Annotated in this window: 15 protein-coding genes and 3 pseudogenes; 5 read left to right on the forward strand and 13 right to left on the reverse strand. The window is 70.6% G+C overall.

Annotated features, from left to right (window positions below; genetic code table 11):
- Positions 1–196: 196 nt before the first annotated feature.
- Positions 197–409 (reverse strand): hypothetical protein, encoded by a 213-nt coding sequence (locus LNW71_RS06655; protein WP_024494492.1) that lies wholly within the window; start codon positions 407–409, stop codon positions 197–199.
- 438 nt (positions 410–847) lie between these two features.
- Positions 848–1,129 (reverse strand): acylphosphatase, encoded by a 282-nt coding sequence (locus LNW71_RS06660; RefSeq protein ID WP_250967390.1) that lies wholly within the window; start codon positions 1,127–1,129, stop codon positions 848–850.
- A 145-nt stretch (positions 1,130–1,274) separates the two neighbouring features.
- On the opposite strand from LNW71_RS06660, the pseudogene LNW71_RS36420 reads away from it, so the two are divergent.
- Positions 1,275–2,220: pseudogene (locus tag LNW71_RS36420) on the forward strand (CAP domain-containing protein).
- Between the two features lie 109 nt (positions 2,221–2,329).
- Entirely contained in the window at positions 2,330–2,761 is a 432-nt protein-coding gene (locus tag LNW71_RS06675) for a helix-turn-helix domain-containing protein (RefSeq protein ID WP_250967393.1), read from the forward strand.
- Positions 2,762–2,788: 27 nt separating this feature from the next.
- On the opposite strand, the gene mutM is transcribed toward LNW71_RS06675, so the two are convergent.
- The 9 genes from mutM to LNW71_RS06720 all read right to left on the reverse strand — a co-directional run bounded on the left by mutM (position 2,789) and on the right by LNW71_RS06720 (position 12,045).
- Positions 2,789–3,658 (reverse strand): bifunctional DNA-formamidopyrimidine glycosylase/DNA-(apurinic or apyrimidinic site) lyase, encoded by an 870-nt coding sequence (gene mutM / locus LNW71_RS06680; RefSeq protein ID WP_250967394.1) that lies wholly within the window; start codon positions 3,656–3,658, stop codon positions 2,789–2,791.
- Between the two features lie 100 nt (positions 3,659–3,758).
- Positions 3,759–4,583, reverse strand: coding sequence for a ribonuclease III (gene rnc / locus LNW71_RS06685; RefSeq protein WP_250967395.1), 825 nt, complete (start codon positions 4,581–4,583; stop codon positions 3,759–3,761).
- A gap of 19 nt (positions 4,584–4,602) precedes the next feature.
- Entirely contained in the window at positions 4,603–4,776 is a 174-nt protein-coding gene (rpmF, locus tag LNW71_RS06690) for a 50S ribosomal protein L32 (RefSeq protein WP_003965982.1), read from the reverse strand.
- Positions 4,777–4,778: 2 nt separating this feature from the next.
- Positions 4,779–5,387, reverse strand: coding sequence for a DUF177 domain-containing protein (locus tag LNW71_RS06695; RefSeq protein WP_250971917.1), 609 nt, complete (start codon positions 5,385–5,387; stop codon positions 4,779–4,781).
- A 259-nt stretch (positions 5,388–5,646) separates the two neighbouring features.
- Positions 5,647–6,747 (reverse strand): cell division initiation protein, encoded by a 1,101-nt coding sequence (locus tag LNW71_RS06700; RefSeq protein ID WP_250967396.1) that lies wholly within the window; start codon positions 6,745–6,747, stop codon positions 5,647–5,649.
- A gap of 98 nt (positions 6,748–6,845) precedes the next feature.
- Positions 6,846–7,325: a pantetheine-phosphate adenylyltransferase gene (coaD, locus tag LNW71_RS06705; protein ID WP_250971918.1), complete on the reverse strand. Its 480-nt coding sequence runs from the start codon at positions 7,323–7,325 to the stop codon at positions 6,846–6,848.
- A gap of 26 nt (positions 7,326–7,351) precedes the next feature.
- Positions 7,352–7,936: a 16S rRNA (guanine(966)-N(2))-methyltransferase RsmD gene (rsmD, locus tag LNW71_RS06710; RefSeq protein WP_250967397.1), complete on the reverse strand. Its 585-nt coding sequence runs from the start codon at positions 7,934–7,936 to the stop codon at positions 7,352–7,354.
- 121 nt (positions 7,937–8,057) lie between these two features.
- The gene (recG, locus tag LNW71_RS06715; protein WP_250967398.1) at positions 8,058–10,319 is read right to left on the reverse strand and encodes an ATP-dependent DNA helicase RecG; all 2,262 of its coding nucleotides are present in this window, start codon (positions 10,317–10,319) and stop codon (positions 8,058–8,060) included.
- A gap of 91 nt (positions 10,320–10,410) precedes the next feature.
- Positions 10,411–12,045: a DAK2 domain-containing protein gene (locus LNW71_RS06720; RefSeq protein ID WP_250967399.1), complete on the reverse strand. Its 1,635-nt coding sequence runs from the start codon at positions 12,043–12,045 to the stop codon at positions 10,411–10,413.
- A gap of 257 nt (positions 12,046–12,302) precedes the next feature.
- Between LNW71_RS06720 and rpmB the strand changes: the two genes are divergently transcribed.
- On the forward strand, positions 12,303–12,488 hold the full coding sequence (gene rpmB, locus LNW71_RS06725) for a 50S ribosomal protein L28 (RefSeq protein WP_003965989.1): 186 nt from the start codon (positions 12,303–12,305) through the stop codon (positions 12,486–12,488).
- 92 nt (positions 12,489–12,580) lie between these two features.
- Here the strand turns inward: rpmB and thiD are convergent, their stop codons facing one another.
- Both thiD and LNW71_RS06735 read right to left on the reverse strand, forming a co-directional pair.
- Entirely contained in the window at positions 12,581–13,390 is an 810-nt protein-coding gene (thiD, locus tag LNW71_RS06730) for a bifunctional hydroxymethylpyrimidine kinase/phosphomethylpyrimidine kinase (protein ID WP_250967400.1), read from the reverse strand.
- A 10-nt stretch (positions 13,391–13,400) separates the two neighbouring features.
- Positions 13,401–14,371: pseudogene (locus tag LNW71_RS06735) on the reverse strand (thiamine-phosphate kinase).
- Between the two features lie 316 nt (positions 14,372–14,687).
- Between LNW71_RS06735 and LNW71_RS06740 the strand changes: the two are divergent.
- Together LNW71_RS06740 and LNW71_RS06745 are read left to right on the forward strand one after the other, a co-directional pair.
- Complete coding sequence (locus tag LNW71_RS06740; protein WP_064070330.1) at positions 14,688–14,921, forward strand: Lrp/AsnC family transcriptional regulator; 234 nt, start codon at positions 14,688–14,690, stop codon at positions 14,919–14,921.
- Positions 14,922–14,940: 19 nt separating this feature from the next.
- Positions 14,941–15,428: pseudogene (locus tag LNW71_RS06745) on the forward strand (DUF3515 domain-containing protein).
- The last annotated feature ends 11 nt before the right edge of the window (positions 15,429–15,439 follow it).

The following is a 15,439-nucleotide window of genomic DNA, read 5'->3' on the forward strand; positions in this document are numbered from 1 at the left end:
CGCCGAAGCGTCCCCTGCAAATCTTGTGAAATGCTCTGTCGACGGATCGGCGTCTCATGGAGACGCGCGTTCCGGATCAGTGACAAGGCAGATGAAGACGCAGATCAAGAGCAATTGATCTTCAATGATCCGGTGACGATCCGGCGAGAATCCGTGCGGCTGACGCATGCAGCCCGACCGGCCCTGGGGCCCTCGGTCAGGTCAGCGCCGGCTCCGCCTGAGGTACGTCGATGTCGATGCTGTCGAGCAGCGACTCTTGGTGCTGAGCGGCGGCGTTGAGCGCGTCGTTCTCGTCCTGAATCCGTACGATCTCGGATTCAAGATCCTGGACGCGCTGCTGAAGCCGTCGCATCTCGGCGAGGAGTCGCGGGTCGGAACCGCCGACGTAACCGAGAAGCGCCTTTGCCATGAGGATGGTCCTCCACACTGAGTGACCGACCGATGCGGTGTGGGTCGTGAGGGAATCGCACCCGCGGTGCTCGGCAGTGCTCTGTGTTCACTGCTGTTCTGCTGCCAAACAGCTCTGCCGAACAGCTAAGGTGCGCGGGGTTTTCAGCGTCTCACCAAAAAGTTTGACGGTCAACACGATCACACCCCGTAAAGGCGGGCGTCCCGGGGGCGCGCGGCTCGACGATCACGCGGCGCGACTCTCCTGCGGGGCCCTCAGGGGCGTGGAGATCATCCTTACCGCCGCAGCCTGGCACGCCAACCGAATCTTGGCAACCACCGGGTCATTCCGCAGGTCATTTCATGTGTACGCGCCGCGCCACCCCCCGCCGTCACGCCCTGACGCACTTCGAACACGGCCCGAACACAAGGCATGTTCCGACCCCGTTCGGGACCTTGATCAGCGGATCGCGAATCCCTCATATCCGCCGCGCGGCGTGTCCCAGATCTCAGTGACGCCGTCAACGCGGCCGGGTGTGTCGTCCGAGCGCAGCCAATCCAGTAGACGGTGGCAATTCTCACGCCGCCCCTCGGCGACAACCTGCACCCGGCCGTCATCGAGATTGAGGGCGAATCCGGCGAGGCCGCCGATCTCCAGAGCGTTTGCCCTGGTGAACCAGCGAAACCCTACTTGCTGTACTCGGCCGCGTACCCAGGCGGTGAGTCGCACATCTTCGTTCATGCCCGAACGCTAACCGTCCAATTGCTCTCGGAGCACTTCTCGCCGAGAGGCCATGGCGTACAGTCCCCTCGCAAAAGCTTCACTCGATCGGGTGAGCCATGGTGGCGCCGAAAACGGCGTCCGAGTCGTCAGAAGGGCACAGCAGATGGGACGCCATCGACGCTCCGCCGCAGCTCCCGCCGCTGAAGAACACGCGGAGGGGCCGCAGGCCGGAGTCATGGAGCGCGCCGCAAGAAGCGGTCCGGCATGCCGCTTCGCACCGGACTTCTCGGCGTCTCCGCGGCCGTGGCCGTCGGGGCCGTCGCCGTGGCCTCCGGCCTGCTGCCCGGTGGCGACAACTACGTGGGCGGTGGTTCGGCCGCCGACCAGGTGCGCTCCGAGGCGGCCCCGGACCTGCTGACGCAGGGCGGCTCCACGACCGAGCCGGCCGACCGCGGATCCGCTTCCGCCTCGGCCAGCCGCGGCACCGAGCGGGGCGTCGGGCCCACCAAGTCGAGCTCCCCCAAGGCCGGCAAGCCGTCCTCGTCCCCTTCCAAGACGGCCACGGCGACGAAGGAGGCGAAGAAGAGGGAGCAGGCCACGCACGCTCCCTCCTCGAAGTCCCCCGCCGCGTCGAAGAGCTCGGCCCCGTCCGCCCCCGCGAGCTCGAAGGCAGCGGCGCCGAAGGCGTCGACCTCCGCTCCGGCCCCCGGACCACGGCGCCGGCCACCACCGACAGCTCGGCCCAGGCCGCCGTGCTCTCCCTGGTGAACCAGGAGCGCGCCAAGGTCGGCTGCAGCGCGGTGACGGCCAGCAGCTCACTGGCCTCGCTCGCCCAGAACTTCAGCGACGACATGGCGGCCCGCGGTTTCTTCGACCACACCGACCCCGACGGCCAGACCCCCTGGGACCGTGCCGCCAAGGCAGGCGTGGACGGGCTCGGCGGTGAGAACATCGCCCGCGGTCAGGCCGACGCACAGGCTGTGATGGACGCCTGGATGAACAGCGACGGTCACCGCGCGAACATTCTCAACTGCGACTACAAGACGCTCGGCGTCGGTGTCCACTTCGGCTCCGGCGGTCCCTGGTGGACCCAGGACTTCGGCTTCTGAGCCGTACCCGCCCCGCACCACCACTCGCTCCGACCTCGTACGCCCCACCCGCTCACCCACGGACCGCGCAAACCCGTGGAGAGCGCTGTGCGGGCGTACGCTGGTTTCCATGGACGAGAACGGCTGCGACGAGCACCGCGGCGACGGCGGGACGAACTGCGGCCCGGACGACGTACTGCCCTTCGACGTGTTCTCCAAGCAGTGCCCCTCGCGCGGCACGCTGGAACATGTCACCGGTCGCTGGGGCAGCCTGACGCTCGGCGCCCTGTCCGAGGGCAGCCTCCGCTTCAACGCCCTGCGCCGCCGGGTCGACGGGGTGAGCGAGAAGATGCTCTCCCAGACGCTGCACGCGCTGGAGCGTGACGGGCTGGTCCACCGCGAGGCGCAGCCCACCAACCCGCCCCGCGTCGACTACGAGCTCACGCCGCTGGGACGGCAGGTCGCCGAACGGCTGCTCGGGCTGATCCAGCTCGTCGAGGGCCGGATGGCCGAGGTCCTGGCGGCTCGTGGGCAGTACGACCAGGCCCACGCGGAGAAGTAGCGGAAGAGGCGCGCCCCCGGCCCCGCCTCAGGCGGTGTTGCGCGGCGGGCGCTGGCAGCGCGGGCAGAAGTAGCTGGACCTGTTCATCCAGGCGCGGCGCCGCATCGGCGTACCGCAGCGGTGGCAGGGCTCGTCCTCTCGCCCGTAGGCGTCGAGCGAGCGGTCGAAGTAGCCCGACTCGCCGTTCACGTTGACGTAGAGGCTGTCGAAACTCGTGCCGCCCTGTTCCAGCGCCGCGTTCATCACGTCGCGGACGTGGCCGAGCAGCTCGGCCGACTTGGGGCGGGTCAGGGTCGCGGTCGGCCGGTCGTAGTGCAGCTGGGCACGCCAGAGCGCCTCGTCCGCGTAGATGTTGCCGACGCCGCTGATCAGCGACTGGTCGAGCAGGGCGCGCTTGACCGTGGTGCGGCGCAGTCGCAGTGCGGTGTGGAACGCCGCGTCGTCGAAGGCCGGGTCCAGCGGGTCGCGGGCGATGTGCGCGATGGTGCCGGGCAGTCCGTCCGTGCTGCCGACAGCGCATTCGTGGACCGAGAGCCCGCCGAAGGTGCGCTGGTCGACGAAGCGCAGTTCGGTGCCGACGGAGTCGTCGAACCGGATCCTGACCCGGAGATGCTTCTCGTCGGGTGCGTCCGCGGGCTGCACCAGCAGCTGACCGCTCATCCCGAGATGTCCGAGCAGCGAGCTGGTCGTCTCGTCCAGCGGCACCCAGAGGTACTTGCCGCGGCGCATCGCCGGTCCGAGGCGGACACCGCCGAGCCGGGCCGCGAAGTCCACACCCCCGGCGAGGTGCCGGCGCACCGCCCGCGGATGCAGGACCTCGACCTCGCCGATCGTGCGCCCGGTCACCCAGCGCTCAAGACCGCGTCGCACGACTTCGACCTCGGGCAGCTCGGGCACGGTGTCGCTCCTGGCAGATCGGTGGGGGATCCGGACGGGTCCCGGCGTGGTTGAGGACAGAGAGAACCCCCGGTGCACAGGGCACCGAGGGGTTCTCGGGTCAGGCCGGAGCGACGTCCGTGGACGGCGGCGGGTCGGCAGGGGTGTCGGCGACCCCTCCGTCGGCGGCGGCCTTGGCCACAGCCTCCCGCGCCTCCGCGGCGGCGCTGATCTCACGCCAGGCGGATTCTGCCGCCTGTTGCTCCGCTTCCTTCTTGCTACGGCCGGTGCCGGTGCCGTACGAGACACCACCGACGCGAGCAGCAGCAGTAAAGGTCTTCTCGTGGTCCGGGCCGGTCTCCGTGACGAGGTACTCGGGGACTCCGAGGCTCTCGCTCGCGGTGAGCTCCTGGAGACTGGTCTTCCAGTCCAGGCCGGCGCCGAGGTTCGAGGACCTGTCGATCAGCGGGTCGAAGAGCCGGTGGACCAGCTCCGAGGCCGCGCTGAGGCCCTGATCGAGGTAGACCGCACCGAGCACCGCTTCAAGGGTGTCGGCGAGGATGGACGCCTTGTCCCGGCCACCCGTGCCCTCTTCACCGCGGCCGAGCCGGATGAAGGAGCCGAGTTCGAGGCCGCGGCCCACTTCCGCAAGCGCACGAGAGTTGACCACCGCGGCCCGCAGTTTGGCCAGCTGGCCTTCAGGCAGGTCGGGGTGGGTGCGGTACAGCGTGTCCGTGACCACCAGACCGAGCACCGAATCCCCGAGGAATTCGAGCCGCTCGTTGGTGGGCAGACCGCCGTTCTCGTACGCGTACGAACGATGGGTCAGCGCACGCACCAGAAGGGCGGACTCGAGGTGATACCCGAGCCGCCCTTCCAGAAGCGTGTGGGACGAGGCTGTGTTGACGTTGTCTGCCTGCTTCTTGGCGTGGGACAACTCAGACATCGGGCCTCTCACCAGCCGCTCAGACCTCGAGGACCTGGCGCTTGTTGTACGTGCCGCAGCTGGGGCACGCGATGTGCTGCAGCTTCGGCTCCTGGCAACGCTCGCACGAAACCAGGGTGGGGACCGCAGCCTTCCACTGCGACCGGCGGTGGCGCGTGTTGCTGCGCGACATCTTCCGCTTCGGAACAGCCACGGCTACTTCTCCTGCTTCTCGTCGACGCCAGGTTCGGCGCCGCCCATGTTGTCCTTCTCGCCGTCCTGAACGGTCTCGGCGAGTCCTTGCAATGCCGCCCAACGGATGTCGAGGGCTTCGTGGTGGTGGCCGGGGTTCTCGTCCAGCCTGACTCCGCATTCGGAGCACAGACCGGCACAGGTCTCCTGGCACACCGGCTGCATCGGCAGTGCGAGCACCACCGCATCACGCAGCACAGACTCGAGGTCGAACAGGCCGTCCTCGAGGAAGAACCTGTCCTCGTCGTCCTCGGCGTCGTCGACCGGGTCCGCCGTCTTGCTGCGGTTCCGGTCATCGGCGTCAGGGTACGAGAACATTTCCTGGAAGTCCGCCTCGACCTCAAAGCTCAGCGGCTCCAGACACCTTACGCACTCCCCCTCGGCCGATGCACGGGCGGTGCCTGTGACGAGCACACCTTCCATGACCGATTCGAGGCGGACATCCAGCTCCACGGGTGCGCCTTCCGGCACACCGATGACCCCGTCGATACCGAGATCCTTGGGGGCGTCCACCGAGCGGGTCAGCCGCTTGAGGGCACCGGGACGCCGACCCAGCTCGTGCGTATCGAACACGAGAGGGTTTCGGTGGTCGAGGTGGCCGTTCAGGGCTTCTCCTGCTTTCGAATCATGCGCATCACGCGTGGTGGGGAGGGGCTGACCGGCTCCGGAGTCGAAGCGGGCAGCCGGGACCGCGGACATACGCGCGACCGAAGAACCAGGATACTTGACGCACCGCTCAGCTCCCAATCCGGTCCTGATCCGGCCTCGGCACTGCCCCCGGCACGGCCCGCACCCGGTCCCGGAAGAGCTCCCCGGACCGCCTCCGCGCCGGTCAGCGCTCCTGTTCGTACCGGCGGAGCTGGTCCAGGTCGATCATCCCCGTGTCGAACAGGCTGGTCTCGTCCAGGGCGCCCTCGCCGTGCTGCTGGAGCGGCTGCTGCCGGTCGTCCTGTCCGGGCTGCGGCTGCTGCTGCCAGGCGTCGTAGCCCTGCTGCACGGGCAGTGCGCCGTGGTTCTGGTCGTAGCCCTGCTGCTGGTAGCCCGCGTAGGGGTCGGGCTGCTGCTGGTAGCCGTACACGTCCTGCTGCGGCTGGTCCTGGTACGCGTACGTCTGCGCGTACTGCGGGTCCGGCTGCGCGGGGAAGTGCGGATCGGCCTGCGAGGGAAGCTGCTGGGGCACCTGCGGCGGCTGCGGGGTGGCGAGCTCGGCCAGTCCCGCCCAGTGGTCCTCGTCGCTGGTGCGGCCCTGGCTGCCCGCGGCGTCCTGGGCCGCCATGTGCGCGCCGAGGTCGTCGGTGGCGACCCGGCCGTGCAGTTTCTGCCGGCCCCGGCCCACCGCCTCCAGGGTCTTGGCGAGCACCGCCTCGAAGGCGCCGAGCTTGGTGTCCACGTACTCGTCGGCCCGGCGCTGGAGCGTGGCCGGGTCGGCGCTGCGCTCCGGGGCCTCCGCGAAGTCGGGGTCCTCGTAGCCCTGCTCGTCGAAGCCCTGGCCGCGGCCGAGGAGCTTCTCGCGGCCCCGGTCGACGGAGCCGATGGTCTTGGTGAGGACGACCTCGAAGTTGGCGAGCTTGCTGTCGACGTACTCGTCGGCCTCGGCGCGGATCTCGTCGGCATCCTTGCGGGCCTCACCGAGGATCCGGTCCGCCTCGGCCTGGGACTGCCGGGCGATCTCGGTGCCGGAGATGAGCGAGCCGCGCTCGGCGTGGGCGGTCTCGATGATCCGCCCCGCCTCCTGACGGGCCTGCTCGACCAGCTGCTCTCGGCCGCCGATGAGCTCCTCGGCATGCGCGAGGGAGCCGGGCAGGGCCTGGCGCACCTCTTCGAGCATCGAGAGCAGTTCGGCGCGGTTGACCACGCAGGACGCCGACATGGGCATCGACCGGGCGCTCCCGACCGCTTCGACGATCTCGTCGAGCTTCTTCTGCACGTCCACCGTGTGCTCGCCACTCTCTACTGCCGATTGGAGACGGACGGGACGACTGTACGGCCAGTCGGCGCCCGCCCGACACCTGGTGACGGACTGTCAGTGCCTCAACGCTGAGCGAGGCGTTCCGTCAGTGCCTCGTGGACCAGCGGCGGCAGCAGGTGCGAGACGTCGCCGCCCCAGGTCGCCACCTCCTTGACCAGGGAGGACGACAGGAAACTGTAGGTCGGATTGGTGGGCACGAAGAGCGTTTCGACGCCGGAGAGCCCGTTGTTCATCTGGGCCATCTGCAGTTCGTAGTCGAAGTCACTGACCGCCCGCAGACCCTTCACGATCGCCGGGATGTCGCGCTGCTTGCAGAAGTCGACGAGCAGCCCGTGGAAGGCCTCGACCTGGACGTTGCCGAAGTCCGCGGTGACCTGGCGGATCATCTCGATCCGCTCGTCGACCGTGAACAGGCCCTTCTTGGACTGGTTGATCATCACCGCGACATGTACGACGTCGTACAGCTTCGAGGCACGGCCGATGATGTCGAGATGTCCATTGGTGATGGGGTCGAACGACCCCGGGCAGACGGCGCGGCGCAACTTGATTCCCTCGCTCTCCGGTCCGGTCATCGTGCGTCTTCGCACGTAGCGGCGGCGCGACCGTACCAAAGCGTTCCCTCGCCGTAGCGACGGGCCCGCAATGGCTCGAATCCCTTGGGCCAGCTGAATTCTCCGCCTCTGGTGCTGCGCTCCACGGTGACGAGCGCATCGCCGGAGAGCCACCCCTGAGCACGGAGTGTGAGCAGTATCTCGCCAAGATCGTCGTCGGTGACGGCGTACGGCGGGTCCAGGAACACCACGTCGTACGGTTCCTCGGGCGCCGGTCCTGTCACGATCTGTTCGGCTTTGCCGGTACGGACCTCGGCGCCGGGCAGCCCGAGGGTACGGACGTTGTCCCGGACGGTGCGGACGGCCTTGGCGTCGGCCTCGACGAGCAGCGCGTGGACCGCGCCGCGGGAGAGCGCTTCGAGGCCGACGGCGCCCGAGCCCGCGTACAGATCGGCGATCCGGATGCCGTCCAGGGTGCCGAGGAGCGCCTGCCAGGTGGAGAACAGCCCCTCGCGTGCGCGGTCGGAGGTGGGGCGGGTGCCGGTACCGGGCGGGACGGCCAGGCGGCGTCCGCCGGCCGAGCCGGCGATCACGCGGGTCATGGGTGTCTGATCCTCGGGTCGGGGCGGCGCGCAGGGTGCTGCGGGCGCCGTACCTCCCACGATATGGCGTCGCGGCTGCCTGGGCGCCCCCGGTGGTCCGGCCCGCACCGGCACTCCTGCGTCACCCCTTGTCGAGGTACTCCTCACGGTCCTTGTCGAGCAGCGCGTCCAGGACGAGGCGCAGCTCGGGCAGGTGCTCCAGGTCCGGATCCGCGGCGACGACCTTGACGGCCTCCTCGCGGGCGGCCGCGATGACCTCCTCGTCGTCGATGACGCTGAGGACGCGGAGCGAGGAGCGGACCCCGGACTGCGCCTGGCCGAGTACGTCGCCCTCGCGGCGCTCCTCGAGGTCGATCCGGGACAGCTCGAAGCCGTCGAGGGTGGCGGCGACGGCGGAGAGCCGGGCGCGGGCGGGGCTCGCCTCATGGGCCTCGCTGACCAGCAGGCAGAGTCCTGGGGCTGACCCCCGGCCGACCCGGCCGCGCAGCTGGTGCAGCTGAGAGACGCCGAACCGGTCGGCGTCCATGATCACCATCGCGGTGGCGTTGGGGACGTTGACCCCGACCTCGATGACGGTGGTGGCGACGAGGACGTCGACCTCGCCCGCGGCGAACCGGCGCATGACGTCGTCCTTGTCGTCGGGGTGCATCCTGCCGTGCAGCACCTCGACGCGCAGACCGGCCAGTGGTCCCTTGGCGAGCTGTTCGGCGATCTCCAGGACGGCGAGCGGCGGACGCTTGTCCCCCTCCTCCTCGGCGGCCTTCTTCCCCTTCTTCTTGGCCGCCTCGTCCTCGTCGTCGCCGATCCGGGGGCAGACCACATACGCCTGGTGCCCGTTCTCCACTTCCTCGCGGACCCGTTCCCAGGCGCGGCTGAGGAAGTGCGGTTTGTCCTTGGCGGGGACCACATGGCTGGCGATCGGTGAACGGCCGGCCGGCAGCTGGTCCAGGACGGAGGTCTCCAGGTCCCCGAAGACGGTCATGGCGACCGTCCTGGGAATGGGGGTGGCGGTCATCACGAGCAGATGCGGTGGCTGCTTCCCCTTGGAACGCAGGGCGTCGCGCTGCTCCACCCCGAAGCGGTGCTGCTCGTCGACGACGACCATCCCCAGCTCGTGGAACTGCACCTTGTCCTCGATCAGCGCGTGGGTGCCGATCACGATCCCGGCCTCGCCGGTGACCAGGTCCAGGAGCGCCTGGCGGCGGGCCGGCATGCCCATGGAGCCGGTCAGCACGACCACCTTCGTGCCCTGCCCGGCCCCGCCGGGCGCCGGTCCGCCGCCCGCGCCCCCCGCATCGGGAGGCGCTTCGCGCCACAGCCCCCAGTTCCCGGCCAGCTCCCCCATCATCTCGGTGATGGACCGGTGGTGCTGCTGGGCGAGGACCTCGGTCGGCGCGAGCATGGCGGCCTGCCCGCCCGCGTCCACGACGGCGAGCATGGCCCGCAGCGCGACCAGGGTCTTTCCGCTGCCCACCTCGCCCTGCAGCAGCCGGTGCATCGGGTGCTCGGTCGCCAGGTCGTCGAAGATCTCCTTGGAGACCTTGAGCTGGCCGTCGGTCAGGGTGAAGGGCAGCTTGGCGTCGAAGGCGTCGAGCATCCCGCCGGGGACGGGCCGGCGGGCGACGGCGGGCAGCTGGGTGTCCGCGTACCTGCGGCGGGCCAGCGCGACCTGGAGGACGAAGGCCTCGTCCCACTTCAGCCGGTCCCTGGCAGCCGCGACGTCGGCCTTGGTCTGCGGGCGGTGGATCTTCAGCAGCGCCTCGGGCAGGGCGGTGAAGCCGCGGCCCTCACGCAGCGCGGGCGGCAGCGGGTCGACGGCCTCCTGGGCGCTCGGCAGCACCGCGTCGACGGCCTTGGCGATCCGCCAGGAGTCGAGCTGCTTGCAGGCGGGGTAGATCGGGAGCAGCTTGCCGGCGAAGGCGTCCACGGCCTCGGTCGCCTCGGCCCCGTCGGCGGACTCGGCGTCCAGGAGCTGGTACGTGGGGTGGGCGAGCTGCATCTTCCGGTTGAACACGGAGACCTTGCCGGCGAACATGGCGCGCCGGCCCGGCAGCAGTTCCTTGTGCGGCTTGTGGACGCCGTGGCCGAAGAAGACCAGCTGGAGCCGGCCGTGGCCGTCGGTGAGCGTCACTTCGAGGCGTTTGCCCCTGCCGTTGTTGAACGCCATGACGCGGGCGTCGGCGACCTGGGCGACGACCGTCACGTGCTCGTCGAGCGGGAGGTCGGTCAGTGCCGTGAGCCGGCCGCGCTCCTCGTACCGCCGCGGGTAGTGGTGCAGCAGATCGCCGACCGTGTGCAGGTCGAGGTGCTCGGCCATCACCTTCGCGGTGGCGCCACCGAGGAGCTTCTTGAGGGGTTCGTCGAACGCAGACACGCGGTCCATTGCACACCACGCCACTGACAGTTGTCCGCCGGGCGCCACCGCGCCGCGGTAAGTACCGGTCACGATCGCGGCGGAGAGTCCGCGTCGGGCGCTACTCCACCCCGATCAGCAGCGGAGCGCACTGGTGGCCGCCGCTGTACACCACCGTGTCCACCGCCAGGTAGCCCTCCCGGACGTGTTCCTCCAGGGCGCCGGACAGCTCTTCGGGGACGTCCTCGCCCAGGACCAGGGTGACCAGTTCGCCGCCGGCCGCCAGCATCCGGTCCAGCACCTTGCGGGCGGTGGCGGGGACGCTCTCGCCGATGACGGCCACGTCGCCGTCGATCAGCCCGAGGATGTCGCCGGCCTGGCAGATGCCGGCCATGGTCCAGGACTGCCGCTCGGCGACGGCCAGTTCGGCGTACCGGGTGGCGCCGGCCGCCGCGGTCATCGCGACCACGTCCTCGTCGAAGCTGCGGTCCGGTTCGTGGACGGCCAGGGCGGCGATGCCCTGGACCGCGGCCCTGGTCGGGATCAGGGCGACCCGGATGCCCTCCGCCCTGGCCTGCTCGGCGGCGGCCGCGGCCGTGTGCCGCAGGTCCCCGTCGTTGGGCAGGAGCACCACCTCGCGGGCGTGGGCGCGGCGGATCGCGTCGACCAGTTCGCCGCTGGCGGGCGGTTCGCCGGGGCGCGCGAGCACGGTCGTCGCGCCGGCCTCCGCGCACACGCCGCCGAGCCCGTCGCCGGGGACCACCACGACGACGGCGCGCTGGGCGGGCTCCGGGCGGGCGTGCACCCGGTCCGCGGCGAAGTGGGTGATCCGGATGCGGTACGGCCGCCCGGCCTCGACCCCGGCCTCCACCGCCGCACCCGCGTCGTCCACGTGCACGTGGACGTTCCAGAGCCCGTCGCCGCCCACCACCACGAGGGAGTCGCCCAGCGAGTCGAGCCGGGTGCGCAGCCGGGCCACGGCCTCGTCCCGGGCCTCCAGCAGGTAGATGACCTCGAAGGCGGGGCCGCCCTCCGGGTCGTCGGCCGCGGGGCAGTCCCCGTCGGCGGCCGCGAGCGGAACGGGCGAGGCGGGTGCCTCGTACACCCGGTCGGGGACCCGGCCCGAGACCGCCTCGACCAGCGCCCCGAGCACCGCCACCAGTCCCCGCCCCCCTGCGTCCACGACGCCGGCCCGGCCGAGGACGGCGAGCTGTCCGGGAGTCGCCTCCAGGGCGGTACGCGCCCCTTCGTACGCCGCCCGCGCCACCGTGGCCGCCCCCGCGCCGGCGGCCGCGCGCCCCGCGGCTTCGGCTGCCGCGGTGGCCACGGTCAGGACCGTGCCCTCGACGGGGTGGGCGACTGCTTCGCGCGCCGCGGCCGCGGCCCGGGTCAGCGCGAGGCGCAGCCGGTCCGTACCGGCTCCCTCGGCCAGCACTTGGGCCATGCCGCGCAGCAGCTGCGCCAGGATGGTGCCGGAGTTCCCGCGGGCGCCGATCAGCGCCCCGTGCGCCATGGCGCGCACCGCGTCCGCGGTGGAGGGCACCGAGGTGCCGGTCTCATGGGCGGCGAACACCGCCTCGACGGCCGCTGCCGCGGATTCCACGGTCAGATAGAGGTTGGTGCCGGTGTCCCCGTCGGCGACCGGATACACGTTGATCGCGTCGATCGCCTCGCGCTCCCGGCCGAGTGCGTCCAGCGTCAGTGAGCACCAGGTACGCACCGCGACGGCGTCCAGGTCGTCGGCGATCTGCGGCACCTGACGGTCCTCCTCGGAGCGGGGTTGGGAGGGTGGGCTGCACCGCAGGGTAGTCCTGGACGGCGCCCCTGACCGGTTCAGGGGCGGGGCGGGCACCTGTGGAACCCATGGTAGTTTCGTATCTCCGACGCAGCCGTTGTATGCTGCTTCGGTTGCCCGATGAGAGTCGGGCCATTCCCCCGGTACCGCCACTTCAGTCAATGAATCCGGCGTGCCGGAATTCACTGTAAGTGCACCTGAAGTCTTTGGAGTGACCCGTGGCTGCCAACTGCGACGTTTGCGGCAAGGGGCCGAGCTTCGGCAACAGCATTTCGCACTCGCACCGCCGTACGTCCCGTCGCTGGAATCCCAACATCCAGCGCGTGCGTGCCGTGGTCGGGCGGACGCCGAAGCGGCTCAACGTCTGCACCTCGTGCATCAAGGCCGGCAAGGTCGCGCGCTGACGTTCCCGTCGTAGCGCAGCCTTACCGGTTGCCCAAAAAGCCGGTCCACCTCGGTGGACCGGCTTTTTGCTGTGCTCCGGCGGGGGCGGGGCTCAGCGGGCGTCCCGCAGCTGCCATCCGTGGTCGACCGGGCCGATGCCCGTGCCCAGCGGGAAGCCGGCCGCGATCGCGCCGGTGACGTAGGACTTCGCGGCCCGTACCGCTGTGGGCACGTCCTGTCCCCGGGCCAGTCCGCAGGCGATCGCGGAGGCGAGGGTGCAGCCGGTGCCGTGCGTGTGCCGGTTGTCGTGGCGGGGGGCGCGCAGCCAGTGCTCCTCGGCGCCGTCCGTGAGCAGGTCCACGGGTTCGCCCGGCAGGTGCCCGCCCTTGATGACGACCCAGCGGGGCCCGTACCCGAGGATCTCGGCTGCCGCCCGGCGCATGCCGGCCTCGTCGGTGACCGTGATGCCCGTGAGCTGCGCCACTTCGTCGAGGTTCGGGGTCGCCACGGTCGCGACGGGCAGCAGCTTCGTGCGCACGGAGTCCAGCGCCTCGGCGGCGAGCAGCGGGTCACCGTGCTTGGAGACGCCCACCGGGTCGACGACGGCCGGGGCGTCGGTCGCGGCGAGCAGCGCGGCGACGGTCTCGACGAGCACGGCGGACGACAGCATGCCGGTCTTGACCGCGCTGACGCCGATGTCGTCCACGACGCTGCGGTACTGGGCGCGCACCGCCTCCTCGGGCAGTTCCCAGGCGCCCTGCACGCCGAGTGAGTTCTGGGCGGTGACGGCGGTCAGGACGCTCATGCCGTGCACACCGAGTGCCAGCATCGTCTTGAGGTCGGCCTGGATGCCCGCCCCGCCGCCGGAGTCGGATCCGGCGACGGTGAGGACACGGGGAGGCACGGCGGTGGGTATGGGCATGCGCCGCAATCTACTGGGCGTCCTCGATGTCCCCGAAATGGTCCCAGCCGCTCTTGCTGGTCCAGGGCGCGCCGTCGACCGTCACCTGGGGCAGCGCGGAGGGTTGAGGACCTCGCCGATCACCTTCCAGCGGGCCGGCAGCTTCACGTCCGGCGGGAACGTCGCGACGATCGCGTGGTCCTCTCCCCCGGTGAGCACCCACTGGAGGGGGTCCACGCCGACGGCCTGCCCGATGTCGGACATCTGGGACGGGATGTCGATGCGCCCGGACTGCAGGTCGATCCGGACCTTGCTCGCCTCGGCGATGTGCCCGAGGTCGGCGACGAGCCCGTCGCTGACGTCGGTCATGGCGGTGGCGCCGAGCCCGGCGGCTGCGGGGCCGGCGTGGTACGGCGGTTCGGGGCGCCGGTGGGCCTCCACGAAGGCGCGGGGCGAGCGGAAGCCGCGGGACAGCACGGCGTACCCGGCGGCGGACCAGCCGAGCCAGCCGGTGACGGCGACGACGTCGCCGGGCTGGGCGCCTGACCTGGTGACGGGTTCGTGGTTGCGCAGATCGCCGAGTGCGGTGATCGCGACGGTGATGGTGTCGCCGCGGACCACATCGCCGCCGACCACGGCCGCCCCCGCGACCTGGCACTCGTCACGGATGCCGTCCATGAGCTCCCCGGCCCAGGTCACCGGGAGTTCGGCGGGGACGACGAGACCGAGGAGCAGCGCGGTGGGCACGGCTCCCATGGCGGCGATGTCGGCGAGGTTCTGTGCGGCGGCCTTGCGTCCGACGTCGTACGCCGTCGACCAGTCACGCCGGAAGTGGCGCCCCTCCAGCAGGATGTCGGTGCTGGCCACGACCCTGCGGTCGGGGGCGGTCACGACCGCCGCGTCGTCCCCCGGCCCCAGCCGTACCGCCGGAGTGGTGGTGAGCCGGGACGTCAGTTCCCTGATGAGCCCGAACTCCCCCAACTCGCCCACGGTTCCCTTCACCGAGTCTCACCCCTCATCTATCGCGCCGGACGGGCGTCCGGCCTGCTTCAGCGGCCTGACGCCCGGACCGTGGACCGGCCCCCGGGGGCGGTCCGTCCTGGTGGTCACGTGCATGCCTGTCCCCCGTCTGCACCGCTGAGCTTGCGGTCGCGGGCCGTCACTGCTGTCGGTACTGTCAAGAGATACGTCAACTTGTGTGTTCTGTACGCCACGCTGTGGGCGTGATCCGGCCCGCAGGTCTCCCCGCGGCCCGCGGCAACGCGATACCGTGGCGTCCCTTTCCCCACATGATCCTCGTGGCCGCCCTGGAGGTTCCGTGGTACAGGCGTACATCCTTATTCAGACCGAGGTGGGCAAGGCGTCGACCGTCGCCGAGACCATCGCAAAGATCCCGGGAGTGATCCAGGCAGAGGACGTCACAGGTCCCTACGACGTGATCGTGCGTGCTCAGGCCGACACGGTCGATGAACTCGGACGCATGGTGGTGGCCAAGGTTCAGCAGGTGGACGGCATCACCCGAACCCTGACCTGCCCGGTCGTTCACCTGTAACCCCGTCTACGCTGGGCCGGTGACGACTTCCTGCCGCCGGCTCCTCCGTCCCGTGTTCCTCGGTCCGTCCGCTGCCCTGGTGCTCATGGCCGCGGCGGGCTGCTCCTCGACGGACGCCACGGCATCGGTCACGGTTCCCACCCCGTCCTCGGAAGCCGCAGCCTACTGCCGTGCGTTGCACAAGGAGCTGCCGAATGCCGTCGCCGGTCAGAAGCGCAGTGATCCCGGGCCCGGCTCGGACCTGACCGCCGGGTGGGGGGACGGGGCGATCGTACTGCGCTGCGGTGTCCCGCGCCCCGCGAAGATGGACGACGCCCAGTCGAAGGCGATCAGCGCGAGCGGCGTCAAGTGGATGCTGGAGCAGCGGGAGGGCGAGGGGCCGCGCTTCACGACCACCTTCCGCAAGGCGTACGTCGAGGTGACGTTCTCGGCGGCGTACGCGCATGACGTGAGCCCGCTGGCGGCCTTCGCCCGGCGGTCAGGAAGACGATTCCCAGCAGCCTGTAGGGCGTGTGCTC

Source organism: Streptomyces sp. RKAG290, from assembly GCF_023701695.1.
GTDB lineage: Bacteria > Actinomycetota > Actinomycetes > Streptomycetales > Streptomycetaceae > Streptomyces.